Origin of the sequence: Salmonella sp. 32010601201800023SM (assembly GCF_017572235.1) — a bacterium.
GTDB lineage: Bacteria > Pseudomonadota > Gammaproteobacteria > Enterobacterales > Enterobacteriaceae > Salmonella > Salmonella enterica.
The window spans coordinates 408,291-434,549 of the sequence record NZ_JAGEQS010000004.1; the positions used below are offsets into that span (position 1 = coordinate 408,291).

Annotated in this window: 27 protein-coding genes; 9 read left to right on the forward strand and 18 right to left on the reverse strand. The window is 53.1% G+C overall.

What is annotated here, in order from left to right:
• Positions 1 to 78: 78 nt before the first annotated feature.
• From acpS to rseD, 12 genes are all read right to left on the reverse strand, one after another.
• Positions 79 to 459: a holo-ACP synthase gene (acpS, locus tag J4617_RS15175; RefSeq protein WP_000986043.1), complete on the reverse strand. Its 381-nt coding sequence runs from the start codon at positions 457 to 459 to the stop codon at positions 79 to 81.
• Complete coding sequence (gene pdxJ, locus J4617_RS15180; RefSeq protein ID WP_000818964.1) at positions 459 to 1,190, reverse strand: pyridoxine 5'-phosphate synthase; 732 nt, start codon at positions 1,188 to 1,190, stop codon at positions 459 to 461. Before pdxJ ends, acpS begins: the two co-directional genes overlap by 1 nt.
• Before the next feature lie 11 nt (positions 1,191 to 1,201).
• Positions 1,202 to 1,930, reverse strand: coding sequence for a DNA repair protein RecO (recO, locus tag J4617_RS15185; protein WP_000399381.1), 729 nt, complete (start codon positions 1,928 to 1,930; stop codon positions 1,202 to 1,204).
• 11 nt (positions 1,931 to 1,941) lie between these two features.
• Positions 1,942 to 2,847 (reverse strand): GTPase Era, encoded by a 906-nt coding sequence (gene era / locus J4617_RS15190; RefSeq protein WP_000102230.1) that lies wholly within the window; start codon positions 2,845 to 2,847, stop codon positions 1,942 to 1,944.
• Positions 2,844 to 3,524 (reverse strand): ribonuclease III, encoded by a 681-nt coding sequence (gene rnc, locus J4617_RS15195; RefSeq protein WP_001068341.1) that lies wholly within the window; start codon positions 3,522 to 3,524, stop codon positions 2,844 to 2,846. Before rnc ends, era begins: the two co-directional genes overlap by 4 nt.
• 273 nt (positions 3,525 to 3,797) lie before the next feature.
• Positions 3,798 to 4,772, reverse strand: coding sequence for a signal peptidase I (lepB, locus tag J4617_RS15200; protein ID WP_000002559.1), 975 nt, complete (start codon positions 4,770 to 4,772; stop codon positions 3,798 to 3,800).
• A 16-nt stretch (positions 4,773 to 4,788) separates the two neighbouring features.
• Positions 4,789 to 6,588 carry a translation elongation factor 4 gene (gene lepA / locus J4617_RS15205; RefSeq protein ID WP_000790154.1) on the reverse strand — a complete coding sequence of 600 codons (1,800 nt, stop codon included), beginning with the start codon at positions 6,586 to 6,588 and terminating at the stop codon, positions 4,789 to 4,791.
• A 251-nt stretch (positions 6,589 to 6,839) separates the two neighbouring features.
• Positions 6,840 to 7,319: a SoxR-reducing system protein RseC gene (rseC, locus tag J4617_RS15210; protein WP_000589087.1), complete on the reverse strand. Its 480-nt coding sequence runs from the start codon at positions 7,317 to 7,319 to the stop codon at positions 6,840 to 6,842.
• On the reverse strand, positions 7,316 to 8,272 hold the full coding sequence (gene rseB / locus J4617_RS15215; RefSeq protein WP_000812017.1) for a sigma-E factor regulatory protein RseB: 957 nt from the start codon (positions 8,270 to 8,272) through the stop codon (positions 7,316 to 7,318). The genes rseC and rseB overlap by 4 nt, the downstream gene beginning before the upstream one ends.
• Complete coding sequence (gene rseA, locus J4617_RS15220; protein ID WP_001168374.1) at positions 8,272 to 8,922, reverse strand: anti-sigma-E factor RseA; 651 nt, start codon at positions 8,920 to 8,922, stop codon at positions 8,272 to 8,274. The genes rseB and rseA overlap by 1 nt, the downstream gene beginning before the upstream one ends.
• Before the next feature lie 31 nt (positions 8,923 to 8,953).
• On the reverse strand, positions 8,954 to 9,529 hold the full coding sequence (gene rpoE / locus J4617_RS15225; RefSeq protein WP_000003307.1) for an RNA polymerase sigma factor RpoE: 576 nt from the start codon (positions 9,527 to 9,529) through the stop codon (positions 8,954 to 8,956).
• Positions 9,526 to 9,690: a rpoE leader peptide RseD gene (rseD, locus tag J4617_RS15230; protein WP_014344135.1), complete on the reverse strand. Its 165-nt coding sequence runs from the start codon at positions 9,688 to 9,690 to the stop codon at positions 9,526 to 9,528. The genes rpoE and rseD overlap by 4 nt, the downstream gene beginning before the upstream one ends.
• A 263-nt stretch (positions 9,691 to 9,953) precedes the next feature.
• On the opposite strand from rseD, the gene nadB reads away from it, so the two are divergent.
• Positions 9,954 to 11,576, forward strand: a complete 1,623-nt coding sequence (gene nadB, locus J4617_RS15235; protein WP_000989177.1) for an L-aspartate oxidase — start codon at positions 9,954 to 9,956, stop codon at positions 11,574 to 11,576.
• Here the strand turns inward: nadB and trmN are convergent.
• Positions 11,561 to 12,298 carry a tRNA(1)(Val) (adenine(37)-N(6))-methyltransferase TrmN gene (gene trmN, locus J4617_RS15240; RefSeq protein ID WP_000083343.1) on the reverse strand — a complete coding sequence of 246 codons (738 nt, stop codon included), beginning with the start codon at positions 12,296 to 12,298 and terminating at the stop codon, positions 11,561 to 11,563. The two genes, nadB and trmN, sit on opposite strands and share 16 nt — an antisense overlap.
• A 130-nt stretch (positions 12,299 to 12,428) precedes the next feature.
• Here trmN and srmB point away from each other — a divergent pair, with 130 nt between their 5' ends.
• Positions 12,429 to 13,763, forward strand: a complete 1,335-nt coding sequence (gene srmB / locus J4617_RS15245; protein ID WP_000219174.1) for an ATP-dependent RNA helicase SrmB — start codon at positions 12,429 to 12,431, stop codon at positions 13,761 to 13,763.
• A gap of 17 nt (positions 13,764 to 13,780) precedes the next feature.
• On the opposite strand, the gene J4617_RS15250 is transcribed toward srmB, so the two are convergent.
• Positions 13,781 to 14,680: a LysR family transcriptional regulator gene (locus J4617_RS15250; RefSeq protein ID WP_001521114.1), complete on the reverse strand. Its 900-nt coding sequence runs from the start codon at positions 14,678 to 14,680 to the stop codon at positions 13,781 to 13,783.
• Between the two features lie 102 nt (positions 14,681 to 14,782).
• Between J4617_RS15250 and eamB the strand changes: the two genes are divergently transcribed.
• A complete protein-coding gene (gene eamB, locus J4617_RS15255; RefSeq protein WP_000188414.1) occupies positions 14,783 to 15,370 on the forward strand; it encodes a cysteine/O-acetylserine transporter in 588 nt (195 codons plus the stop codon).
• A gap of 61 nt (positions 15,371 to 15,431) precedes the next feature.
• On the opposite strand, the gene grcA is transcribed toward eamB, so the two are convergent.
• Complete coding sequence (gene grcA / locus J4617_RS15260; RefSeq protein ID WP_000627811.1) at positions 15,432 to 15,815, reverse strand: autonomous glycyl radical cofactor GrcA; 384 nt, start codon at positions 15,813 to 15,815, stop codon at positions 15,432 to 15,434.
• Between the two features lie 318 nt (positions 15,816 to 16,133).
• On the opposite strand from grcA, the gene ung reads away from it, so the two are divergent.
• Positions 16,134 to 16,823 (forward strand): uracil-DNA glycosylase, encoded by a 690-nt coding sequence (gene ung / locus J4617_RS15265; protein WP_000179978.1) that lies wholly within the window; start codon positions 16,134 to 16,136, stop codon positions 16,821 to 16,823.
• 115 nt (positions 16,824 to 16,938) lie between these two features.
• On the opposite strand, the gene J4617_RS15270 is transcribed toward ung, so the two are convergent.
• A complete protein-coding gene (locus J4617_RS15270; protein WP_000997368.1) occupies positions 16,939 to 17,976 on the reverse strand; it encodes a tRNA/rRNA methyltransferase in 1,038 nt (345 codons plus the stop codon).
• Positions 17,977 to 18,179: 203 nt separating this feature from the next.
• Here J4617_RS15270 and trxC point away from each other — a divergent pair, with 203 nt between their 5' ends.
• The 5 genes from trxC (at position 18,180) to J4617_RS15295 (ending at position 23,904) form a co-directional block, all read left to right on the forward strand.
• On the forward strand, positions 18,180 to 18,599 hold the full coding sequence (trxC, locus tag J4617_RS15275; RefSeq protein ID WP_001098732.1) for a thioredoxin TrxC: 420 nt from the start codon (positions 18,180 to 18,182) through the stop codon (positions 18,597 to 18,599).
• A 72-nt stretch (positions 18,600 to 18,671) separates the two neighbouring features.
• Positions 18,672 to 19,352 carry a tRNA-uridine aminocarboxypropyltransferase gene (tapT, locus tag J4617_RS15280; protein WP_000183642.1) on the forward strand — a complete coding sequence of 227 codons (681 nt, stop codon included), beginning with the start codon at positions 18,672 to 18,674 and terminating at the stop codon, positions 19,350 to 19,352.
• Positions 19,353 to 19,405: 53 nt separating this feature from the next.
• Complete coding sequence (gene pat / locus J4617_RS15285) at positions 19,406 to 22,066, forward strand: protein lysine acetyltransferase (RefSeq protein ID WP_017465856.1); 2,661 nt, start codon at positions 19,406 to 19,408, stop codon at positions 22,064 to 22,066.
• A gap of 114 nt (positions 22,067 to 22,180) precedes the next feature.
• Positions 22,181 to 23,536: a CDP-diacylglycerol--serine O-phosphatidyltransferase gene (gene pssA / locus J4617_RS15290; protein WP_000949286.1), complete on the forward strand. Its 1,356-nt coding sequence runs from the start codon at positions 22,181 to 22,183 to the stop codon at positions 23,534 to 23,536.
• A gap of 44 nt (positions 23,537 to 23,580) precedes the next feature.
• Entirely contained in the window at positions 23,581 to 23,904 is a 324-nt protein-coding gene (locus tag J4617_RS15295) for a YfiM family lipoprotein (protein WP_001264473.1), read from the forward strand.
• On the opposite strand, the gene J4617_RS15300 is transcribed toward J4617_RS15295, so the two are convergent.
• Together J4617_RS15300 and J4617_RS15305 are read right to left on the reverse strand one after the other, a co-directional pair.
• Positions 23,901 to 25,202 (reverse strand): MFS transporter, encoded by a 1,302-nt coding sequence (locus J4617_RS15300; RefSeq protein WP_000807819.1) that lies wholly within the window; start codon positions 25,200 to 25,202, stop codon positions 23,901 to 23,903. The two genes, J4617_RS15295 and J4617_RS15300, sit on opposite strands and share 4 nt — an antisense overlap.
• A 103-nt stretch (positions 25,203 to 25,305) precedes the next feature.
• A complete protein-coding gene (locus J4617_RS15305; RefSeq protein ID WP_000985653.1) occupies positions 25,306 to 25,761 on the reverse strand; it encodes a DUF4385 domain-containing protein in 456 nt (151 codons plus the stop codon).
• Positions 25,762 to 26,259 lie beyond the last annotated feature (498 nt).

Genomic DNA, 26,259 nt, shown 5'->3' on the forward strand with positions numbered 1-26,259 from the left:
GATGGTGCTATGCTTATCAGGCCGACAATATATCGGCCTGTAGGTCAGATAACGTGTTTACGCCGCCATCCGGCAAATCTAACTTTCCAGAATGACCGTAGCGCAGGCGTAATGGCGTTCATCGGCCAACGTGACATGCATGTGCGCCACACCGAGTTTTTCCGCCAGCGTTAACGCCTCGCCCCACAGCCGTAAACGTGGTTTTCCCAGCTCATCGTTAAACACTTCGAACTGATTAAACGCCAGACCGTTGCGGATGCCGGTGCCAAAAGCTTTCGCTGCCGCCTCTTTGACCGCAAAACGCTTGGCGAGAAAACGCACCGGCTGCTGATGCGTCTCCCAGATAGCCCACTCGTTGTCACTGAGCACACGCCTTGCCAGACGTTCGCCGGAACGGGAGATCACTGCCTCAATGCGGGCAATCTCTACAATATCCGTTCCCAGGCCGAGAATCGCCATTAGCCGCGCGCTTCCAGCATCAAACGTTTCATTTCAGCCACCGCCTCTTTCAGCCCCGTCATCACCGCCCGACCAATAATGGCATGACCGATATTGAGCTCGTGCATTTCCGGCAGTGCGGCAATAGCTTTGACGTTATGGTAGGTCAGGCCATGACCCGCATTTACTTTTAGCCCCAGACGGGCCGCCAGGGTCGCGGCGCTGGCAATACGCGCCAGCTCTTTTGCCTGTTCCGCATCGGTTTCTGCGTTGGCGTAGCAGCCGGTATGGATTTCGATAAACGGCGCGCCGACTTCCGCCGCCGCGTTGATTTGCGCTTCATCGGCATCGATAAAGAGCGAAACCTGGATGCCAGCCGCCGCCAGGCGCGCACAGGCATCACGCATTTTATCGCGCTGTCCGGCCACATCCAGGCCGCCTTCGGTGGTGACTTCCTGGCGTTTTTCCGGTACCAGACAACAGAAATGCGGCCTGGTTTCTACGGCGATCGCCAGCATCTCTTCGGTCACCGCCATCTCCAGATTCATACGCGTATGCAGCGTCTGACGCAGAATGCGCACATCGCGATCGGTAATGTGGCGACGATCTTCGCGCAGGTGTACGGTAATGCCGTCCGCGCCTGCCTGTTCAGCAATAAACGCCGCCTGTACCGGATCCGGATAGTCGGTGCCGCGCGCATTACGTAACGTGGCAATGTGGTCAATATTGACGCCTAACAGTAATTCAGCCATGACAATCCTCGTTAATCTTTCTTCATTTTTACTGTGCGTTTGGGCATAAATTGCCGGAACAGCTCCCGGCTTTTTAACGGTTTTCCCCCAAGATACGGCTTTAATGCCATACGGGTAAAGCGTTTAGCGGCACGCAGGGTATCTACATCCGGAAATTCCCGCTCCTCCAACGCTTTCAGGTGCCGTCCGGTAAAGGTGTTGTTATCGATGACGACGCTGGCGAAAAAGCCTTTTTCTTCGCGGTAACGGTAGGTCATGGTGTCATCCACCCGTTCGCCGCTGCCTGCACAGTGGGTGAAATTGACGCCATACCCCAGATGACCCAGCAACGCCAGTTCGAAACGTCGCAACGCCGGTTCAGGCGAGCCGGTGGTTCCCGCCAGCGCCTGAATACAGTTCAGATAATCAAAAAAGAGTTCGGAGAAGCGCGTTTCATATTCCAGTACGCGAGAGAGGAGTTCGTTGATATACAGGCCGCTATAGAGCGTAATACCGCTTAACGGCAGCGCCAGAGAAACTGCCTCGGCGCTGCGCAGGGTTTTCACCTCGCCGCGTCCGCTGTAGCGTAGCAATAACGGCGTAAAAGGCTGTAACGCGCCTTTCAGATTGGAACGTTTAGATCGCGCGCCTTTGGCGACAAGGCGCACGCGCCCCGATTCTTCCGTGAAGACGTCCAGCATCAGGCTGGTTTCGCTCCAGGGGCGACTGTGCAGGACAAATGCGCGCTGCCACCCTTCCACGCTGTGTTAACTCACAGATCGTCTACGTAACCGAGACTGCGCAGAGCGCGTTCGTCATCGGCCCAGCCGGATTTCACTTTCACCCACAGTTCCAGGTGTACCGGCGCTTCGAACATCTCCTGCATGTCTTTACGCGCTTCAATACCAATGGTTTTGATTTTGGCGCCTTTGTTGCCAATCACCATCTTCTTCTGCCCTTCGCGCTCGACGAGGATTAACCCGTTGATATCATAGCCGCCGCGTTCGTTGGTAACAAAACGTTCAATCTCAACGGTAACGGAATACGGCAGCTCGGCGCCGAGAAAACGCATCAGCTTTTCACGGATGATTTCAGACGCCATAAAGCGCTGAGAGCGATCGGTGATGTAATCTTCCGGGAAGTGGTGAATCGCTTCCGGTAAATGTTTACGCACGATACCGGCAATGGTATCGACGTTCATACCCGTTTCAGCAGAGATGGGTACGATATCAAGAAAGTTCATCTGGCTTGCCAGGAACTGGAGGTGCGGCAGCAAATCGGCTTTTTCCTGCACGTTATCCACCTTGTTAACGGCGAGAATAACCGGTGCTTTGCCATCGCGCAGTTTGTTCAGGACCATTTCGTCGTCCGGCGTCCAACGGGTGCCTTCCACAACGAAAATCACCAGCTCAACGTCGCCAATCGAACTGCTCGCCGCCTTATTCATCAAACGGTTAATGGCGCGCTTTTCTTCCATATGCAGTCCCGGGGTATCGACATAAATTGCCTGATACGGGCCTTCGGTATGAATACCGACAATGCGGTGGCGCGTGGTCTGCGCTTTACGGGAAGTGATCGAAATCTTCTGCCCGAGCAGTTTGTTCAGCAAGGTGGATTTGCCAACGTTCGGACGTCCGACGATGGCAATAAATCCGCAGTAAGTTTTGTCAGTGCTCATTCCAACTCCAGTTTTTTCAGCGCCTGTTCGGCGGCAGCCTGCTCCGCCTTACGACGGCTGGAACCCGTGCCAACCACCGGTTCGCTCAGGCCGCTGACCTGGCAGTGGATAGTAAATTCCTGATCGTGCGCCTCGCCGCGTACCTGCACAACCAGGTAAGATGGCAGCGGCAGATGGCGACCCTGCAAATACTCCTGCAAGCGCGTTTTAGGATCTTTTTGTTTATCGCCCGGACTTATCTCATCCAGACGGGTTTTATACCAGTTAAGGATTAACTGCTCGACGGTCTGGATATTACTATCGAGAAATACTCCGCCGATTAACGCTTCAACGGTGTCCGCCAGAATGGACTCTCGACGAAATCCGCCGCTTTTTAATTCGCCCGGCCCTAAACGCAGGCACTCGCCTAAATCAAATTCACGGGCTAATTCCGCCAGCGTATTGCCACGTACCAACGTGGCGCGCATACGGCTCATATCTCCCTCATCCACCCGTGGAAAACGGTGATAAAGCGCGTTAGCGATAACGAAGCTCAGGATTGAATCGCCTAAAAATTCCAGGCGTTCGTTATGTTTACTGCTGGCGCTGCGGTGAGTTAATGCCTGCTGCAACAGCTCCTGATGATTAAAAGTGTAGCCCAGCTTCCGTTGAAGCCGATTAATTACGATGGGGTTCATGCGATACCAATAAATGAATGCGTCAACAATCCAGCACACGAAACAGACCTGATACACGTCATCTGTCCTGCCGCATCGCTGCAGCGGAAAGAAGGTTGTCTATAACCAACGCTGTTTCGTGTGCCGTGGCGACCAAACGGCGCCAACCTAAAACTTCGGGGGAATATTCTATACACAACGACAGGGGATGTCGTTAGTCTGAGGGAATTTATCCAGGAAATAATTCACGCTGCCGCTAAAAAGACGGCAGCGTGAACGATCATTTCGTCACAGTTAGTGAATACCGCCGATACGACTCAGGCGTACGCCTGTCGGCCACTCCCCTTCCTGCTTGTCAAAGCTCATCCAGATAGCGACCGCTTTACCGACCAGATTCGCTTCCGGAACAAATCCCCAGTAACGGCTATCCGCGCTGTTATCGCGGTTGTCGCCCATCATGAAATATTGTCCCGGTGGTACAACCCAGGTCGCCAGCGGTTGTCCTGGCTGTTGGTAATACATGCCCAACTGATCCTGGGCTATCGGCACCATCAGGATGCGGTGGGTTACATCGCCTAACGTCTCTTTACGTTCGGTCAGGCGAATGCCGTTTTCTTTTGTCTCGTTTAGCGGAACCTCAAAGAAACCGCTGGTCGCTTCTCCGCCGTTACGGCGGGCAAAGGTCTGTACAAAATCGCTCGGCTCAACGTTAGAGTAGGTAACCGGCAGCGCATTTTCGCACGCCTGACCGGAGCTACAGCCAGGCTGAATCGTCACCTCTTTCGCAACCGGATCATAAGTGATTTTATCGCCCGGCAAACCGACGGCGCGTTTGATGTAATCTAACTTAGGATCTTCCGGATATTTAAATACCACAATATCCCCGCGCTTTGGATGACCGGTCTCAATCAGGGTTTTCTGGTAGATCGGATCTTTAATGCCGTAGGCAAATTTTTCCACCAGAATAAAATCGCCGATAAGCAGTGTCGGCATCATTGAGCCTGACGGGATCTGAAAGGGTTCATAAAGAAATGAACGAACGATCAGAACGATCGCCAGAACCGGGAAAACCGACGCCCCGGTCTCCAGCCAGCCCGGCTTAGGCGCCACTTTATTGAGCGTAGCGTTATCCAGCGCATCTCCCGACGCCGTTTGCGCGGCAGCCTGGCGCGCCCGACGTTTTGGCGCGAAAACAAACTTATCAACGCACCATAAAATGCCCGTCACCAGTGTGGCTATCACCAGAATCAGGGCAAACATGTTCGCCATGCCAACTCCTTAGGGATTATTTATTGTCTTTACCGACATGCAGAATGGCGAGGAACGCTTCCTGAGGCAGCTCGACGTTACCGATCTGCTTCATGCGTTTCTTACCTTCTTTCTGTTTCTGCAGCAGTTTTTTCTTACGACTGATATCGCCGCCGTAGCACTTCGCCAGCACGTTTTTACGTAACTGTTTTACCGTCGAACGGGCAATAATATGCGTACCAATCGCCGCCTGAATCGCGATATCAAACTGCTGGCGTGGGATCAAATCTTTCATCTTCTCCACCAGCTCGCGACCACGGCTTTGCGAGTTATCACGGTGCGTGATCAGCGCCAGCGCATCGACACGCTCGTTGTTGATTAACACATCAACACGCACCATATCGGAAGCCTGGAAGCGCTTGAAGTTATAATCCAGAGACGCATAGCCGCGCGACGTTGATTTCAGACGGTCAAAGAAGTCGAGCACCACTTCCGCCATCGGGATTTCATAGGTCAACGCGACCTGGTTACCGTGATACACCATGTTAGTTTGTACGCCGCGTTTCTCAATACACAGCGTAATAACGTTACCTAAATAGGCTTGTGGTAACAGCATATGACACTCGGCGATAGGCTCGCGCAGTTCATAAATGTTATTCAACGGCGGCAGCTTGGAGGGGCTATCAACATAGATAGTCTCTTTCGCCGTTGTTTCTACTTCATAAACCACGGTCGGCGCAGTGGTGATCAGATCCAGATCGTATTCGCGTTCCAGACGCTCCTGAATGATCTCCATGTGCAACAGGCCGAGGAAGCCGCAGCGGAAGCCAAAGCCCAGCGCCGAGGAGCTTTCCGGTTCATAAAACAGTGAGGCATCGTTCAGGCTCAGCTTGCCGAGCGCGTCGCGGAAACTTTCATAATCGTCGGAGCTGACCGGAAACAGACCTGCATAGACCTGCGGTTTCACCTTCTTAAAGCCTGGCAACGCTTTTTCCGCTGGGTTACGCGCTGAGGTTAAGGTATCGCCAACCGGCGCGCCGAGGATATCTTTAATGGCGCAGACCAGCCAGCCTACTTCGCCGCACTTCAGCTCGGTACGATCAACCTGTTTCGGCGTGAAAATCCCCAGGCGGTCAGCGTTGTAGGTCTGCCCGGTGCTCATCACTTTAATTTTGTCGCCTTTACGCATGGTGCCGTTTTTAATACGCACCAGCGATACCACGCCCAGGTAGTTATCGAACCAGGAGTCAATAATCAGCGCCTGCAGCGGGCCGTCCGGATCGCCTTGCGGCGGCGGGATATCGCGCACCAGGCGTTCCAGAACATCCGTCACGCCGACACCCGTTTTGGCGGAGCAGCGTACCGCATCCGTCGCATCGATGCCGACAATGTCTTCAATTTCTTCCGCCACACGCTCCGGATCGGCGGCCGGCAGGTCAATCTTGTTAAGCACCGGCACCACTTCAAGATCCATTTCCATCGCGGTGTAGCAGTTCGCCAACGTTTGCGCTTCTACGCCCTGGCCGGCATCCACCACCAGCAGCGCGCCCTCGCAGGCGGCTAACGAACGGGAAACTTCATAGGAAAAGTCAACGTGTCCCGGCGTGTCGATAAAGTTCAGTTGATAAGTTTCACCATCAGACGCTTTAAAATCCAGCGTCACACTCTGGGCTTTAATAGTAATACCGCGCTCACGCTCAAGATCCATCGAATCAAGTACCTGAGCTTCCATTTCACGGTCAGACAGGCCACCGCAGATTTGGATAATACGGTCAGACAGCGTCGATTTACCGTGGTCAATGTGAGCAATGATCGAAAAGTTACGTATGTTCTTCATAGAGATAAATTATTATGCCTTACGCCTGGTTGACCAGACTTTAGAGGTCGCTGTTCTGAGCTTAACGTCTGTTTTAACTGAAACGCCGCATTCTACACTACAACGCTAAGGCGAGGAAATGTTCATAGTGTAAGGAGAGCGGGAACTGGAAAACGCCTCGCTTTTTTCCTGTAAAACACCGCAACGCAGGAAAAGCGCATGCTTATCGGGACAACAACCCAACGCGGCAGGTGTACCGTTGGGCAAAACGTTTACTGGCGCGTTTCGATTGAGGTAGTTTCGACGCGAACAAGGTCAGGCGGGAGGGCAACGTTTAAAATCACCGGCTGCCAGGCGTCGCGCTCCGCCAGTTTTCGGGAATAACCGCGGGCAACCAGAAAACCGCCCACGCCGCCCAGCACGGCCCCGCTTAATGCGGCAAGGTCAGATCCAAACAGCATCTGAAAAAGCGCCGCACAAAGAAATAGCCCCGCTAAAGGCGACATATAGACCAGCAACGCCGAACCTAAAAGGCTTTTTTCGGCGATGCCCAACTCGACTTTCTGCCCCGGCGCCAGCGGCTCCGCGCTTGGCACAACAATGGTATGCGTGGTTTGCGGCCCTAATTTATTCAGCACGCGACTGCCGCATCCCGCACGGGAGGCGCAGCTGCTGCATGACGCTTTAACGTCGCAGCTCACCACCGCCTGACCATTCTGCCAGGAGACAACGGTTGCCCACTCTTTAATCATTGTACTGCCCTGAATTTGATACTGTCGGCAATGCGCTTCGCCGTTTGCGGCGGAAGCTCGCCGACAATGGTGATTTCCGCGTTGTCGCGAACGCTGCTATAAACCGTTCGGCGCCCGGTGCGCAGCATCTGATCGCTGCTGTTTTGCGTCGCCCGGTTCACATTGACGGAAAAGCTAAACAGACCGTCAGAATAAAGCCGCGATTCGATAGGCAGGTTATCCATCGTCGGCAACGGACGACGGCTGCTGGAAACTTCGCTAAAGCCTTGCGGCACCCAGGATGGACTCCAGTTAAATTTCGTTTTTTCGCCACCGGGAACAGAAAGCAGCGGCGGCAGATTCGCCTTCGCCAGCGCCTGCATGTTGCTGCCGATATCCTGGCTCACCGTGAACGCAATAACGCGGAACTGCTCCAGCGTCTCGCCATCGCGATCCAGCAGATCAACGCGCATCGGCAGTTTGGTGTCCATGTCCATCCAGACGATATAGCTGTAACGCGTACCATCGCGCGCCACAACGCGGATAACTTCGCACAATCTGTCTGCGATACGGGTGCGTCCGACAGAAATAAAGTCGTAGTAAGGCGCCAGGCGCTTAAAGTCGGTGTAAATCAGGGAAGGCAGAGAATCGACAATATAATCACCGTTCAGGGTGAACGGCTCAAGGCCCGGTTCAAAATAACTGATTTCATTACCACGCTGTACGACCTCCCGGCGGGGACCGTCCAACTGTAGCAATTGCGCAAGCGGGCGACCATCCAGGCGTGCGTGTCGATAACGCAGAGATTCAACGCCTTGTTTCGTGATGCTGACGAATGACAGCTCGTAATTCAGTGACTGACTGGCGATGTTCATCTGCTGCAATAACGCCCCGGACGCAGGGTCGGCCGAGGCGTTTGCTGAGAAGAACAGGCTAGCCGCCACAAGGGACATGGCAAACCAAAGTTGCTTCATTACTGCGATTGCGTTCCTAAAGTTTGGATTCCTGGCACCTGTACCGCGGCTTGCTGGGTTTGCGCCTGCTCAAACTGAAGCTGTTCGGAGTGCAGTCGGCGCTGCAGTTCATAGTCCTGCAACATGGCATTAATGCGACGACGCTGCTCCTGTACCTGCTGTTGCTGACTGCCGACAGGCGCTGCTTCAGAAGGCACTCCCAGACTTACCGGGCTGGCTTTCCCCATCATAGGCAGGGTATTGAAAACCGGCGTTTCAGGTTGTTGGGATGTTTCAGATTGCCCATTATAGTGCTGGACACCGACGATAACTGCAAGTGAAACGCACGCCGCCACGCCCATTTGGGTAAGCTGCGCCGCCCACGGACGCACTTTTTTCCAGAACGGCATTTTCTGCCATTGCTGCGGAGCGGGTTGGGCCTCAGGGATTAATGGCGACACCTGACGTACTGGCTCGTTTTCAATAGCGGCCATCACGCGAGCGGATATATCGAAATGGAGAACGTCAGGCGTATCCCCCCGCATTGAATCGCGGATCAGGTGATAACTCTCCCAGGTTTTCTGCATTTCCGGGTCGTGCGTAAGCGCTTTGAGCAGCTCACTATCCAACGTTTCGCCATCCATCAAAGCGGAAAGTTTTTCTTTCTGCATGCCTAATACCTTTTCCAGTATCCCGCTATCGTCAACGCCTGATAAGCGGTTGAACTTTATTATCAATAGCTTCCCGCGCCCGGAAGATACGTGAACGCACCGTCCCCACCGGACAATCCATGATAGCCGCTATCTCTTCATAGCTCAGGCCATCCAGCTCCCGTAAGGTGATTGCCATACGTAAATCTTCCGGGAGGGACTCAATAGTTCGGAAAACTATCTGTCTCAGTTCTTCTGACAACATTAAGTTCTCAGGGTTCGAAATTTCTTTCAGCGCGCCGCCGCTTTCAAAGTTTTCTGCTTCAATCGCGTCTACATCACTGGAAGGCGGACGACGCCCCTGCGCAACCAGGTAGTTCTTCGCGGTATTGACCGCAATACGATACAACCAGGTATAAAAAGCACTATCCCCCCGGAAAGAATCCAGCGCGCGATAGGCCTTAATAAATGATTCCTGTACGACATCGGGAACGTCGCCCGATGGCACATAGCGGGAAACCAGACTCGCCACTTTATGCTGGTAGCGCACTACCAGTAAGTTAAAGGCTTTCTGATCTCCCTTCTGGACCCGTTCAACCAGGACCTGGTCCGTTAACTGCTCGCTCATCCGAGGTAATGTCTCCCCAAACCAAATTTCCACGCGCTTTCGAAACGCCACTCCATAAGCCGCACTATGAGCAAGCAACAGGTTAGAGTGTCTATGTTTCGTAAAGTTCCGTTACGCATTTGTTTTTGTTTGTCATGTTGTAGACAGGTCTTATCTTCCATTATAAGTCTACAGATGCTGAACAACGCACTATCTGTACAGAAATGCCCATTTCGTCGTTTGCAGAGTAACCTAACAGCATCTTTATTTCACTACAAAATCCGACGCTAACACCCTGCCCTATAAAATATTTTTTGCCGTTTATCTCTCGCCGTATTTTTATTTTATGTTTAATAAGCACAACACCAGCGAAATCATAACGTGCTTTTTAGCGCCATATAGTGCTAATCTGCCGCAACCATGTTTAGTAAATTAAACAAGAACCATGATGACAACTCCTGAACTGTCCTGTGATGTGTTAATTATCGGCAGCGGCGCGGCCGGACTCTCGCTGGCGCTGCGTCTGGCTGAAAAGCATAAGGTTATCGTCCTGAGTAAAGGGCCGGTGAGCGAGGGCTCCACGTTTTATGCGCAGGGCGGTATTGCCGCCGTGTTTGATGAAACCGACAGTATTGCGTCGCATGTCGAAGATACGCTGATTGCCGGCGCCGGAATTTGCGATCGCCACGCGGTGGAGTTTGTCGCCAGCAACGCCCGTACCTGCGTGCAGTGGCTTATCGATCAGGGCGTCCTGTTTGATACGCATGTCCAGCCAAACGGCAAGGAGAGCTATCATCTCACGCGTGAAGGCGGCCATAGTCATCGCCGTATCCTTCATGCCGCCGACGCTACCGGAAAGGAAGTCGAAACCACGTTGGTCAGTCGGGCGCAAAATCATCCTAATATTCAGGTGCTGGAACGCAGCAACGCCGTTGATTTAATTATCTCCGATAAAATGGGTCTGCCGGGGCCTCGCCGGGTCGTCGGCGCCTGGATCTGGAATCGCAATAAAGAGTGGGTTGAAACCTGTCATGCGAAGTCGGTGGTGCTGGCGACCGGCGGCGCCTCAAAGGTTTATCAATATACCACTAACCCGGATATTTCCTCCGGTGACGGTATCGCGATGGCCTGGCGCGCAGGCTGTCGGGTCGCTAATCTGGAATTTAACCAGTTTCATCCCACCGCCCTTTATCACCCGCAGGCGCGTAATTTTCTCCTTACCGAAGCGCTGCGTGGCGAAGGCGCATACCTTAAACGTCCGGACGGTTCACGGTTTATGCCGGACGTTGACGAACGCGGGGAACTGGCGCCGCGCGATATTGTCGCCCGCGCTATTGACCATGAGATGAAACAACTCGGCGCAGACTGTATGTTTCTCGATATCAGCCACAAGCCTGACGATTTTGTCCGCCAGCACTTCCCGATGATCTATGCGAAACTGCTTGATTTGGGGATGGATTTAACCAAAGAACCGATTCCCGTTGTTCCTGCCGCACACTATACCTGCGGCGGCGTGGTCGTCGATGATTATGGTCGTACCGATGTAGACGGCTTATATGCCATTGGCGAAGTCAGTTACACCGGCCTGCACGGCGCTAACCGTATGGCGTCCAACTCGTTGCTGGAATGCTTAGTGTACGGCTGGTCCGCAGCAATGGATATCGACAGGCGAATGCCTTCTGTCCACAGCGTTGACGCCCTTCCCGCCTGGGATGAAAGCCGCGTGGAAAACGCCGATGAGCGGGTGGTGATTCAGCATAACTGGCATGAACTGCGCCTGCTGATGTGGGACTATGTGGGCATTGTGCGCACGACGAAACGGCTGGAGCGCGCCCTACGGCGTATTACCATGTTGCAACAAGAGATTGACGAATATTACGCCAACTTTCGCGTCTCGAATAATTTACTGGAGCTGCGCAATCTGGTGCAAGTGGCCGAACTGATTGTGCGTTGTGCGATGATGCGTAAAGAGAGTCGGGGGCTGCACTTTACGCTGGATTATCCGCAACAACTGGCTGAATCAGGCCCATCGATCCTTTCGCCGTTAACGCCTCACATAAATAGATAAAATGCCTGGGTCAGCGCCGTATAACTTTCAGAATAATGCTGGTCTGACCCGCGAATTACTAATCTGTCGCTAAAGCACTCCCCGGCTTGCGGGGAGAATGCGAGCAAAACCCGGTGCGGCAAGCGCGCTTCGTTTTCCGCAACGTCAGTACGTAGCCGCAAATGCCATCCCATGTTGAGCGCTTGCTGCGTAAAAGCGTTACCTATTTGTTCCGGCAAGACTACGCAAAAAAAGCCATCTTCGGTAATACAATCCGCCGCAATAGCCAATAACGTCTGGTGATCCAGCGTAGCGGTGTAACGCGCCTGCTCCCGCTGCGGCGTGGCGCATTCCACACCGGGTTCGTAATAAGGCGGGTTGCTGATAATAAGATCAAAGCGTACCGTCTGGCGAGGCGCCCAACGCTGAATATCGTCAGTATGCACCGTTATTCGATGCGGCCAGGGAGAGTGAGCCACGTTTTCCTGCGCTTGCATGGCAGCCCCGGCATCCAGTTCCACGGCGTCAATAGGCACATTGTCATCCGTCCGCTGCGCCAGCATTAACGCCAGCAGACCGCTTCCAGTACCGATATCCAGAATTCGCTTTACATCCGCGACCGGCGCCCACGCCCCGAGTAAAATACCGTCAGTTCCCACTTTCATCGCACACCGATCGTGTGCGACAAAAAACTGTTTAAACGTAAATCCGTTACGACGAAGAACGGAGCCAGACTGAGACATGTAAAAACAACCTTGCAAAAAAACGGCGACAGCGCCGGGTGAAAACAATACCTGAGAAGGGATATCCATACAAACAGATGAAGATTGCGGCCGTAACGTCTATAATCAGCGCCCCACACAGAGGTAGAACATGACTGTAACGACTTTTTCCGAACTTGAACTCGACGAAAGCCTGCTGGATGCCCTCCAGGATAAAGGTTTCACTCGCCCGACCGCCATTCAGGCTGCCGCCATTCCGCCTGCGCTCGATGGCCGTGATGTACTCGGTTCTGCGCCGACAGGCACCGGTAAAACGGCGGCATATCTGCTGCCGGCGTTGCAGCACCTGCTCGACTTTCCGCGTAAAAAATCGGGGCCGCCGCGCATTCTGATCCTGACGCCAACCCGCGAACTGGCAATGCAGGTTGCCGATCACGCTCGTGAACTGGCTAAGCATACTCATCTGGATATCGCCACGATTACCGGCGGCGTGGCCTATATGAACCATGCTGAAGTGTTTAGCGAAAACCAGGATATCGTGGTCGCCACGACGGGCCGTCTGCTGCAATATATAAAAGAAGAGAACTTTGACTGCCGGGCGGTTGAAACACTGATCCTTGACGAAGCTGACCGGATGCTCGACATGGGCTTCGCTCAGGACATTGAACATATCGCTGGTGAGACCCGCTGGCGTAAACAAACGATGCTGTTCTCCGCCACGCTGGAAGGCGATGCGATTAAAGATTTTGCCGAGCGCCTGCTGGAAGACCCGGTTGAGGTTTCTGCCAATCCGTCAACCCGCGAGCGTAAGAAAATTCACCAGTGGTACTACCGTGCCGACAATTTCGAACATAAAGTTGCGCTGTTGAAGCACCTGCTAAAACAAGACGATGCAACCCGTTCTATCGTGTTTGTACGTAAACGTGAACGCGTCCATGAATTGGCTGAAACGCTGCGTCTGGCAGGGATCAACAATTGCTATCTTGAAGGTGAGATGGCGCAGATCAAACGTAACGAAGGTATTAAGCGTCTCACCGACGGTCGCGTTAACGTGCTGGTCGCGACCGACGTCGCGGCACGCGGGATTGATATTCCTGACGTCAGCCACGTCATTAACTTCGACATGCCGCGCAGTGGCGATACCTATCTGCATCGCATTGGTCGTACAGGCCGTGCTGGCCGCAAAGGCACTGCAATCTCGCTGGTAGAAGCCCACGACCATCTGTTGCTGCTGAAAATCGGTCGCTACATCGAAGAGCCGCTAAAAGCGCGCGTCATTGATGAGCTTCGCCCGACCACGCGTGCGCCTAGCGAAAAGTTGACCGGCAAACCGTCGAAAAAAGTGCTGGCGAAACGCGCCGAGAAGAAAAAAGAGAAAGAAAAAGAGAAGCCGCGCGTGAAGAAACGTCACCGCGATACAAAAAATATCGGTAAGCGCCGCAAGCCAAGCGGTACGAAAATGCAGGAGCAATCCAGCGAAGAGTGATGATAATGCCGGGTTCGTTAACCCGGCATTTTTTTATCTTCCACGGTAAAACACGCCTCCATACACTGCATAAATATCTGCATTGCCGGGCTGACCGCTTTCCCGGCATGATGGGCGCACAGCGCCATGATCGATAGCGACGGCGCGCCAAACGGCAGCTCTTTCAACTGACCGGTACTAAGTTCTCGTTCAACGGCAAAACGTGGTAAAAAGCTGATGCCCAGGTTAGCAGCCACACACTGTTTAATACTTTCAATACTCCACAGTTCAATGGTGTTTTCCAGCGTAATCCGCCTCTGCCGTAGCGTACTTTCAAACAGCTGGCGGAAGACACATTGCGGTTCATTGATGATGAAACTACAGGGGATATGCTGATCTGGCTGCGTAAAATCAGCATCCTGTAGCAGTGGAGAGGCCACCAGCGCCAGCGACTGCTCCCCCAGTTGCTGCATCGTGAGCGCGTCATCATTACCTACGCGATAAAAAACGCCCAGATCGACTTCGTCATTCAGCAACGCATCACGTATCACATAGCAATTCAGCGACTGTAGCGACAATCTGACATTCGGCGCTCGCAGCTTAAAACGTTGTAAAACCTGCGGCATTTTGTACGCCAGTAAGGTTTCACCTGTCGCCACGCGCAGCTCTCCGCCGGGTTCCGCATCCTGTCTTGCGGCTTCACGAATCGACTCCATCACACGCGTCAGTTCATGGATATGCGGCATCAGCTTTTTCCCCTCATTGGTCAGGCACATTCGACGCCCTATTTTCTCGAACAGTTGCAGGGAAAACTCACGTTCAAGCTGTTGAATATGAAAAGTTACCGTCGACTGAGTGCAGCACAGCTTTTGCGAAGCCCGCAGAAACGAGCCCTCTTCCACTACCGTTTTCAGCGTAATAAACCGACGCAGATCCATAACCACCAACCTATCGAAAATCTCGAATTCAGAATTAAAAAACATTCATTTTTTTAAATATTTCATATCGGGTACTGTCTGCTAAAACAGAGGAGATGACAAGTGACACCGATGCTTTTAAGCGCTTTCTGGACTTATACATTAATCACCGCCCTTACCCCCGGCCCTAACAATATTCTCGCGCTTAGCGCAGCAACTGCACATGGTTTTCGGCAGAGTATTCGTGTACTGGCAGGTATGAGTCTGGGATTTTTGGTCGTCATGCTGCTGTGCGCCGGGATCGCGTTTTCCCTTGCGGTTATCGATCCGGCAATCATTCATTTGCTCAGTTGGGTGGGGGCTGCGTATATCCTGTGGCTGGCGTGGAAAATTGCTACCAGTCCAGCGGCGGATGAGAACGCCAGACCAAAACCGGTTGGCTTTTGGGTAAGCTTTGGTCTGCAGTTTGTGAACGTCAAAATTATTCTGTACGGCATTACCGCTCTGTCTACATTTGTTTTACCGCAAACGCAGGCGCTGAATTGGGTCATCGGCGTCAGTATATTGCTGGCATTGATCGGCACGTTCGGTAATGTGTGTTGGGCGCTGGCGGGACATCTGTTTCAGCGGGCGTTTCGCCATTATGGTCGCCAGTTAAATATCATTCTGGCGTTACTGCTGGTGTACTGCGCGGTGCGGATTTTTTACTGACCCAAATAAAACAAAAGCGGAAAAGGCCCGGCCTCTTCCGCTTGTTATTACCGGATAAGCCTTACAGGCTTTCGGTAAAGGTACGAGCGATAACGTCGCGCTGCTGTTCCGGCGTCAGGGAGTTAAAACGCACCGCATAACCAGAAACACGAATAGTCAGTTGCGGGTATTTTTCCGGATGCTTAACCGCATCTTCCAGAGTTTCACGACGCAGAACGTTAACGTTCAGATGCTGACCGCCTTCAACGCGTACTTCCGGTTTAACTTCCATCGGAATTTCACGGTATTCAATCTCGCCCAGTTTGCTGACAGCCACAACTTCATCTTCAGCAAAGCCGGATTTTGCAACGATGCAGCGCGCTTCGCCTTTTTCGCTGTCCAGCAGCCAGAAGGAATTCAGCAGGTCGTCGTTAGCGGCTTTAGTAATCTGGATACCTGTAATCATGTGATGCCTCCCCAGGCAAAATTATTTGATTTCGGTCGGCCTAATCCCGGCCAATTGGTAAAACCATTGTTGCTTGAGTGTATATATACCCTTCGATCACCCTTCATTCTTTGATTTAAATCAATAAAAACCACACCATAAAAAGGGTGATGAAGGGAATTTATTGTTTTACATCAACTTACACCATTCAGACCTATAAACTTTTTACATAAATTTTCAACTATCTTTTGTAGGTAACCGTTTTTGTAGCACGCAGGATTTTGCACTGCAGAAAGAAGCAGTTAAGCTAAGGGAACTGGAAATTCGCAGGAGAGCGAGATGGCGACTGAGTTAACCTGGCACGATGTGCTGGCTGATGAGAAACAGCAACCTTACTTTATCAATACGCTTCACACTGTTGCTGGCGAGCGTCAGTCGGGTATCACGGTCTACCCGCCGCAAAAAGATGTGTTTAACGCCTTTCGCTTCACGGAACTGGGCGACGTTAAGGTGGTGATCCTGGGACAAGATCCTTACCATGGCCCCGGCCAGGCACATGGTCTGGCGTTTTCCGTGCGTCCTGGGATCGCTCCCCCGCCGTCATTAGTGAATATGTACAAAGAGCTGGAAGCCTCCATTCCCGGCTTTGTTCGCCCCGCGCACGGTTATCTGGAAAGCTGGGCACGCCAGGGCGTACTGTTACTGAATACGGTGCTCACGGTACGGGCAGGCCAGGCGCACTCTCATGCCAGCCTGGGGTGGGAAACCTTTACGGATAAAGTGATAAGCCTGATTAACCAACACCGCGAAGGGGTCGTCTTCCTGCTGTGGGGCTCGCACGCCCAGAAGAAAGGCGCGATTATTGATCCACAGCGCCACCATATTCTGAAAGCTCCGCATCCCTCGCCACTCTCTGCGCACCGCGGATTTTTTGGCTGTAACCATTTTGCGCTAACGAACCAATGGCTGGAACAACACGGCGAGAAAACTATCGACTGGACGCCAGTATTACCGGCTGAGAGTGAATAACGTTGGCGGCTCGCCGTTTTATCGCCCGGATAACAGCGCGAAAGCGCCTTGTCTGACCGGGCGGTAGGAAGTACATAATCGGCCCGGCGCGCGTTGCGTCACCGGGCTGCAGCCCTTACGCTTTATTCTGTCGCCACCACTCGGCGAGCAGCACGCCTGTCGCAACCGACACATTCAGGCTTTCCACGTTCCCGGTGCCGTTAATTTTCACGCACAGATCGTCGGGTTCGCGCGCCGCTTCCGGCAGGTAGTCATATTCACGGCCTAAGACCAGCACCATCTTTTCCGGCAGGGTCGTACTAAAGAGCGCCTGACCGCGATCGCTGGACGTCGTCACCACGGTGTACCCCGCCTGACGAAAATCATCCAGTACGTCAACAATGCTTTCACCAGTAATCGGCTGGACATGCTCCGCCCCGCCTTCCGCAGTACGAATCGCCGCGCCGGACTCCAGCAACGCCGCATCCTGTACCACCACGCCCTTCACGCCGAAGTGCGCGCAGCTACGCATCATGCCGCCCAGATTATGCGGGTTAGCGACATCTTCCAACGCCAGCACGCAGTCTTGATCCGCCGCCTGCTTTACCCATTGCTTAACGGTCGTACCGTTACGCTTTTTAATCAGGAAACACACGCCACCGTGGTGCTCAGTCCCGGAAGCTTTTGCCAGTTCGGCTTCATCCACCACATGGTAGGCTTTACGATTCGCCGCCATCCAGCGCAGCGCCTCTTTAAAACGCGGCGTTACGCTTTGGATAAACCATGCGCGCACGATGGCGTCAGGACGGCTCTGGAATAGCGCCTGGCAGGCATTTTCGCCGTAGACGCGCGTCTCTTCCGCACGCTGGCGACGCAAAACTTCAGGGTCGATAAAACTTTTACCGCTAATACCACCATGATCGACTTTCTCAGGCGTTTCATCGCCTGGCGCGCGGGACACGGTGCGCCACGGCGAAGTTTCATGTTTACGGTCACGGCTCTGATTATTTCGCTCATCACGGGCGGGGCGACGTCCACCGTCAGTGCGAGACTTTGCTGGGCGGCCTCCCCCTTTCCCGGTACGCGGGTTATGGGTGCGTTTATCAGAGTCATCATCACTACGGACATACATCACTTTGACTTTGCCGCTTTTGTTTTTTAATTCATCGTTCATGCTTTTCTCCACCAGCGCTGCGCGAAGCGCGAAGATTACCCGATGTGCATCCGGTTAGCCATGATTTCGTTTAAAAGCTTGCGACTATTGTACTCATTGAATAAAACACATTGTTGTTTAGCACAGACTCCTCGATAATATGTAACATTATAGAAACATCCCGCGCGTAGCGGGACGTCTTCCGACGTATTCAGAGGTTAGCTATGAACACCGTTTGTACCCATTGTCAGGCCATTAACCGCATCCCCGACGATCGGCTTCAGGACGCGGCAAAATGTGGACGCTGCGGTCATGAGTTGTTTGACGGAGAAGTCATTAATGCGACCGGCGAAACGCTGGACAAACTGTTGAAGGACGATCTTCCAGTGGTGATCGACTTTTGGGCCCCCTGGTGCGGCCCTTGCCGTAACTTTGCGCCAATCTTCGAGGATGTCGCAGAAGAGCGCAGCGGTAAAGTCCGTTTCGTCAAAGTGAATACCGAGGCGGAACGGGAACTCAGCGCCCGTTTCGGTATTCGCAGCATCCCGACGATTATGATTTTTAAACATGGACAGGTGGTCGATATGCTTAATGGCGCAGTGCCTAAAGCGCCTTTCGACAGCTGGCTGAACGAAGCGCTGTAAACGCCACGGGGCGCATCTTGTGCCCCGTTTTCACCTCTGCCACAATAGCGTTTTTCTCCGCAAACGCTTTCTATGACCAATAACGCTGTCCTTCAGTTACGCGCCGAACGGCTTGCGCGCGCTACTCGCCCTTTTCTTGCCAGAGGCAATCGGGTTCGCCGCTGTCAACGCTGCCTGCTGCCGCTAAAATCTTGCCTGTGTGATACGTTAACGCCTTCTCAGGCGAAAAGCCGTTTTTGTCTGGTCATGTTTGACACTGAACCGATGAAACCCAGCAATACCGGCCGGCTGATAGCCGATATTTTACCGGATACCGCGGCGTTTCAGTGGTCGCGTACCGAGCCGCCGCAGGCGTTGCTGGAGCTGGTACAGCATCCGGATTATCAGCCGATAGTGGTCTTTCCTGCGTCCTACGCCGGCGAAGCGCGCGAGGTCATTTCCACCCCGCCCGCCGGGAAACCGCCGCTGTTTATCATGCTGGACGGCACCTGGCCCGAAGCACGTAAAATGTTTCGTAAAAGCCCTTATCTGGATCATCTGCCGGTCATTTCCGTCGATTTATCGCGTCTTTCAGCTTATCGTCTGCGTGAAATCCATGCCGAAGGGCAATATTGTACCGCCGAAGTCGCCATAGCGTTGTTAGATCTGGCGGGAGATACCGAGGCGGCAACCAGTTTAGGTGAACATTTTACCCGTTTTAAAACGCGCTATCTGGCAGGAAAAACGCAACATCCGGGAAACGTCACAGCATAAAATAGCGAAAGCGTTTAAAATTATCCGGTCACTTCTGTGTAAGGGAAACCGGTATGAGCCAGCAAGGACTGGAAGCGCTACTGCGGCCAAAATCGATCGCGGTGATTGGCGCATCAATGAAGCCCCACCGCGCGGGTTACCTGATGATGCGTAACTTGTTGGCGGGCGGATTCAATGGCCCCGTCCTTCCCGTGACGCCCGCCTGGAAAGCCGTTTTAGGCGTCATGGCCTGGCCGGATATCGCCAGTCTTCCTTTCACCCCCGATCTGGCTATTTTATGCACTAACGCCAGCCGTAACCTGGCGTTACTGGACGCGCTTGGCGCGAAAGGTTGTAAAACGTGCATTATCCTTTCTGCTCCCACGTCGCAACATGAAGAACTTCTTGCCTGTGCCCGGCATTATAAAATGCGTCTGCTGGGTCCAAACAGTCTTGGGCTCCTCGCGCCGTGGCAAGGGCTGAATGCCAGCTTTTCTCCCGTCCCGATTAAACAGGGCAAGCTCGCTTTTATTTCCCAGTCTGCCGCCGTTTCCAATACTATTCTTGACTGGGCGCAACAGCGTGAAATGGGCTTTTCCTACTTTATCGCGCTGGGCGATAGCCTGGATATTGATGTCGATGAACTACTGGACTATCTGGCGCGCGACAGCAAGACCAGCGCGATTTTGCTCTATCTGGAACAGTTAAGCGACGCCCGCCGTTTTGTTTCCGCCGCCCGTAGCGCTTCACGTAACAAACCGATTCTGGTGATTAAAAGCGGCCGAAGCCCGGCAGCCCAGCGTTTACTTAATACCAGCGCGGGAATGGACCCTGCGTGGGATGCGGCCATCCAGCGCGCAGGCCTGCTGCGAGTCCAGGATACGCACGAGCTTTTTTCCGCCGTCGAAACACTGAGCCATATGCGTCCGCTACGCGGCGATAGACTGATGATCATCAGCAATGGCGCCGCGCCTGCCGCGCTGGCGTTAGATGAGTTGTGGTCGCGTAACGGCAAGCTGGCGACATTGAGCGAAGAGACCTGCCTGCAACTACGGCAGGCGCTTCCCGCGCACATTAATATTGCCAATCCGCTGGATCTGTGTGATGACGCCAGCAGCGAACATTACGTCAAAACGCTGGATATCCTGCTCGCCAGTCAGGATTTTGACGCGCTTATGGTTATCCATTCTCCCAGCGCTGCCGCGCCGGGTACGGAAAGCGCCCATGCTCTGATCGAGACGATTAAGCGCCACCCCAGAGGCAAGTTTGTTACGCTGCTGACAAACTGGTGCGGCGAGTTCTCGTCTCAGGAAGCAAGACGGCTATTCAGCGAAGCCGGGTTACCAACCTACCGCACGCCGGAAGGCACGATTACCGCGTTTATGCATATGGTGGAATACCGGCGTAACCAGAAGCAACTGCGGGAAACGCCAGCGTTGCCGAGTAACCTGATGTCCAATACCGCTGAGGCGCATAATCTGTTACAGCGGGCGATTGCGGAAGGCGCCACCTCCCTGGATACCCATGAAGTACAGCCGATTTTACACGCCTATGGGCTGCACACGCTCCCAACCTGGATTGCCAGCGACAGCGCTGAAGCGGTGCATATCGCCGAACAGATAGGCTATCCGGTAGCTCTCAAGCTGCGCTCACCCGACATTCCGCATAAATCTGAAGTTCAGGGGGTCATGCTTTACCTGCGGACCGCAAGCGAGGTACAACAGGCCGCGAACGCCATTTTCGATCGTGTAAAGATGGCCTGGCCGCAGGCGCGGATTCACGGTTTGCTGGTACAAAGCATGGCTAACCGCGCCGGCGCGCAGGAGCTTCGTGTGGTGGTCGAGCACGATCCGGTGTTTGGTCCTTTGATTATGTTGGGTGAAGGCGGCGTAGAGTGGCGTCCGGAAGAGCAGGCTGTCGTCGCGCTGCCGCCGCTCAACATGAACCTGGCGCGCTATCTGGTGATTCAGGGCATTAAACAGCGGAAAATTCGCGCCCGTAGCGCGCTGCGTCCGCTGGATATTGTCGGTTTAAGCCAATTGCTGGTCCAGGTTTCAAACCTGATTGTCGACTGCCCGGAAATTCAGCGTCTGGATATCCATCCGCTGCTGGCTTCCGCCAGTGAGTTTACCGCGCTGGATGTGACGCTGGATATTGCCCCGTTTGATGGCGATAACGAAAGTCGACTTGCGGTACGCCCCTATCCCCACCAGCTTGAAGAGTGGGTGGAGATGAAAAACGGCGATCGCTGCCTGTTCCGTCCGATCCTGCCGGAAGATGAGCCCCAACTACGACAATTCATCGCACAGGTCACCAAAGAGGATCTTTACTACCGTTATTTCAGCGAGATCAACGAATTCACCCATGAAGATTTAGCCAACATGACGCAGATCGACTACGATCGAGAAATGGCCTTTGTGGCCGTGAGGCGGATGGACAACGCTGAAGAGATCCTCGGCGTAACGCGCGCGATCTCCGATCCTGACAACGTAGATGCCGAATTTGCCGTATTGGTGCGTTCAGATCTCAAAGGGCTGGGTTTAGGACGCCGTTTAATGGAGAAATTGATTGCCTATACTCGCGATCACGGATTGAAGCGGCTGAACGGTATTACGATGCCGAACAATCGCGGCATGGTCGCGTTGGCCAGAAAACTGGGATTTCAGGTCGATATCCAGCTCGAAGAGGGCATCGTGGGATTGACGCTGAATCTGGCCAAATGTGATGAATCGTGAGTAATGTACTGGAAATGTTGACCACTTTAACGGGTACTGATGTTATTATTGCTCGCTTATGTCGTCTGCATAGCACAGAGGACCCTTCAATGAACAGAGAAGAAATGCACTGTGATGTTGTCAAAATTTAAGCGTAATAAACATCAACAACACCTTGCCCAACTCCCTAAGATTTCTCAGTCAGTTGATGATGTAGATTTCTTTTATACTCCTGCTACTTTTCGGGAGACACTGCTGGAGAAAATCGCCAGCGCGACGCAGCGTATTTGTATCGTTGCCCTGTATCTGGAACAGGACGATGGGGGTAAAGGTATACTCGACGCGCTCTATGCGGCTAAACGGCAGCGTCCTGAACTGGACGTGAGGGTGCTGGTCGACTGGCATCGCGCGCAACGCGGGCGCATTGGCGCAGCGGCCTCGAATACCAATGCAGACTGGTATTGCCGACTGGCGCAGGAAAACCCCGGCATTGATGTCCCGGTTTACGGCGTACCGATTAATACGCGAGAAGCGCTTGGCGTACTGCATTTTAAAGGCTTTATCATTGATGATAGCGTCCTGTACAGCGGCGCCAGCCTGAACGATGTCTATCTCCATCAGCATGACAAATATCGCTACGATCGCTACCAGCTGATTCGCAATCGGCAAATGGCAGACATCATGTTTGACTGGGTGACGCAAAATCTGATGAATGGCCGTGGTGTGAATCGTCTGGATAATACCCAGCGGCCGAAAAGCCCGGAGATTAAAAACGATATCCGCTTATACCGTCAGGAGCTGCGTGATGCGTCATATCATTTTCAGGGTGACGCTAATGACGAGCAGCTCTCCGTTACGCCGCTGGTCGGGCTTGGAAAGTCCAGTCTGTTGAACAAAACCATTTTCCATCTCATGCCCTGTGCGGAGCATAAGCTCACCATTTGTACCCCTTACTTCAATCTACCAGCGGTACTGGTGCGGAATATTATTCAGCTACTGCGCGACGGAAAGAAAGTCGAAATCATTGTTGGCGATAAAACCGCGAATGATTTTTACATTCCGGAAGATGAACCGTTCAAGATCATTGGCGCGCTGCCCTATCTCTATGAGATTAACCTGCGCCGCTTCCTGAGCCGTTTACAGTATTACGTCAATACCGATCAGCTTGTGGTGCGTCTGTGGAAAGATGACGACAATACCTATCATCTGAAAGGGATGTGGGTAGATGATAAATGGATGCTACTCACCGGCAACAACCTGAATCCCCGCGCCTGGCGTCTGGATCTGGAAAACGCCATTTTGATCCACGATCCTAAGCAGGAGCTTGCCCCTCAGCGGGAAAAAGAGCTGGAACTTATCCGAACGCACACAACCATCGTAAAACATTATCGTGACCTGCAGAGCATTGCCGACTATCCGATAAAAGTGCGTAAATTGATTCGCCGTCTGCGCCGGATCCGCATCGACAGATTAATTAGCCGTATCCTGTAATCGAAGCCCCGTCCTGTACGGGGTTTTCTCTTAGGAGTGAACTGGTGCGCGTGTTGATTCCTTTTACGGTGTTGTTTCTCTCCGGGTGCAGCCATCTGGCTAACGACCACTGGAGCGGTCAGGATAAAGCCCAGCATTTTATGGCATCAGCGATGCTATCGGCAGCCGGTAATGAGTATGCGCGCCACCAGGGAGTAAGCCCTGACCGCAGCGCAGCGATAGGGCTGATGTTTTCTTTGAGTCTCGGAGCCTCAAAAGAACTCTGGGACAGCCGCCCGGAAGGCAGCGGCTGGAGCTGGAAAGATTTTGTCTGGGATGTCGCTGGCGCGACAACCGGTTACGCTATCTGGCAAATGGCGCGATACTAAAGGCGTAAGCCCTTTCCTTTACGGTGCAACATCAGCGAAACCAGGAAAGCCAGAACGGCCATCGCGGTAACATACCAGAAGAACGAACTCTCCATACCGACAGATTTTAGCGACAGCGCGACATATTCCGCAGAGCCGCCAAATAACGCATTTGCTACCGCGTAAGATAAACCGACGCCCAGGGCGCGAACCTGCGCCGGAAACATCTCCGCTTTCAGGATCCCGCTAATCGAGGTATAGAAACTCACAATCAATAGCGCGCACATCACTAAAGCAAATGCGACATAAGGCGACGTCACATTCTGCAACGCGGAGAGAATTGGAACGGTGAAAAGCGTCGCAAGCGCGCCAAAACATAGCATAGAAGTGCGCCTGCCAATCTTATCGGATAACGCGCCGAATAACGGCTGCACCAACATGAAAACACACAGCGCGACCGTCATAATGCCGCTGGCGACATTGGCATGCATACCTGCTGTATTTACCAGATATTTCTGCATATAGGTGGTGAAGGTATAAAAGCACAGCGAGCCTGCCGCGGTGAAACCAAGCACCATCAAAAAGGCTTTGCGATTACGCCACAAACCTTTCAACGAACCGGCTTCTTTTAATGCGCGAGTCTCATGCTTCGAGGTTTCATCCAGCTGGCGACGTAGCCATAACGCCACAACCGCCAGCACGGCGCCCAGCGCAAAGGGAATACGCCATCCCCAGGCACGAAGTTCAGCATCTTCCAGAACCTGCTGCAAAATCACAACGACCAGCAATGCCAGTAGTTGGCCACCGATAAGCGTAACATACTGAAATGAGGCGAAAAATCCCTTACGACCTTCAAGCGCAACTTCACTCATATATGTCGCGCTGGTCCCATACTCTCCCCCTACCGAGAGCCCCTGAAATAACCTTGCAATAAGTAGCAGCGCCGGTGCCCAGGTGCCGATGGTATCGTAACCAGGTAAGCAGGCAATCACCAGCGACCCCATGCACATCATGCACACCGAAATCAACATTGAGGCTTTGCGCCCGCGTCGATCGGCAATGCGTCCAAACAGCCAACCACCGATAGGTCGCATTAAAAAACCGGCGGCAAAGACGCCTGCCGTTTGCAAAAGCTGAGTAGTGGTATTACCAGAAGGAAAGAAGATATGTGCAAAATAGAGCGAGCAGAAAGAGTAGACGTAGAAATCAAACCATTCCACTAAGTTTCCGGAAGAGGCCCCCACGATAGCCCATATGCGTCGCCGCATCTCCGGAGCCTCAGCGTTGTTTTTATCTATACGCTGAATAATTTCTGCCATACTGTTCTCCTTGTTGCCAGGCTTAATCGGCCTTTTATTTTGGAGATTCAGATTACGCGAGACCCAAAAGTAAATAAAGTGTTAATTATTTGTTTGCTAATTTTTATCCCCACCGTGCCTGATGCTGGCGTTTCCGTTTCAGATAGTCTTCGTCCTGACGGATTTTATCCCACCAACCTTTGAAAACCGTTGCCGCCGCGGCCTTAATAGGATCATTACCCCGTGTATTCAGGCTGCCGTCTTCTGCATACTTTTTACCGCCTTTATAGTTAGCGTATCGCCTGGCGCGGGTGTATCCCATCTGAATAAATTTACGCGCCATGTCCATACCAACGAAATCATCCTGCTGCCGGTAAGCTTCGAACAACTGGTAGATCTGTTCTGCGGATTTCATCGCCGATGCTTCATCTTTATAGCGCCAGAAAGGAAGAATTTCGCTTTTGTAGGGTTCAACCAGTAGCACCCCCTGCTCGCCTCGTCCCACCTGATACAATTCAGGCTGCTGGCGGAAGTCGATGCTGGAAAAGTCTTGCTGGTAGTTAAAAGGTTTGATAGCCAATGAAAATCCTCACTGCTTATATAAGCACGTGTAAAGGATAGTTCATCGTTAACGATTGGGTGGGTTGTGCTCTTATCGGTTCTACAAGAGCACCAGCTTCGTAGGCGGGATAATTCCTGTAGGCCGGATAAGGCGGAGCCGCCATCCGGCGGTGCAGGTTGCCTGATGGCGCTGCGCTTATCAGGCCTACATTTTTACAGTTACCACACACGCAAAGAAGCCCGTCCAGACGGACGGGCTTCTTCACTTGTCTGATGCCTGGCAGTTTATGGCGGGCGTCCTGCCCGCCCCCCTCCGGGCCGTTGCTGCGCAACGTTCAAATCCGCTCCCGGCGGATTTGTCCTCCTCAGGAGAGTGCTCACCGGCAGACTACAGATAAAACAAAAGGCCCTGTCTTCCGACAGGGCCCTTCGTTTTATTTGATGCCTGGCAGTTCCCTACTCTCGCATGGGGAGACCCCACACTACCATCGGCGCTACGGCGTTTCACTTCTGAGTT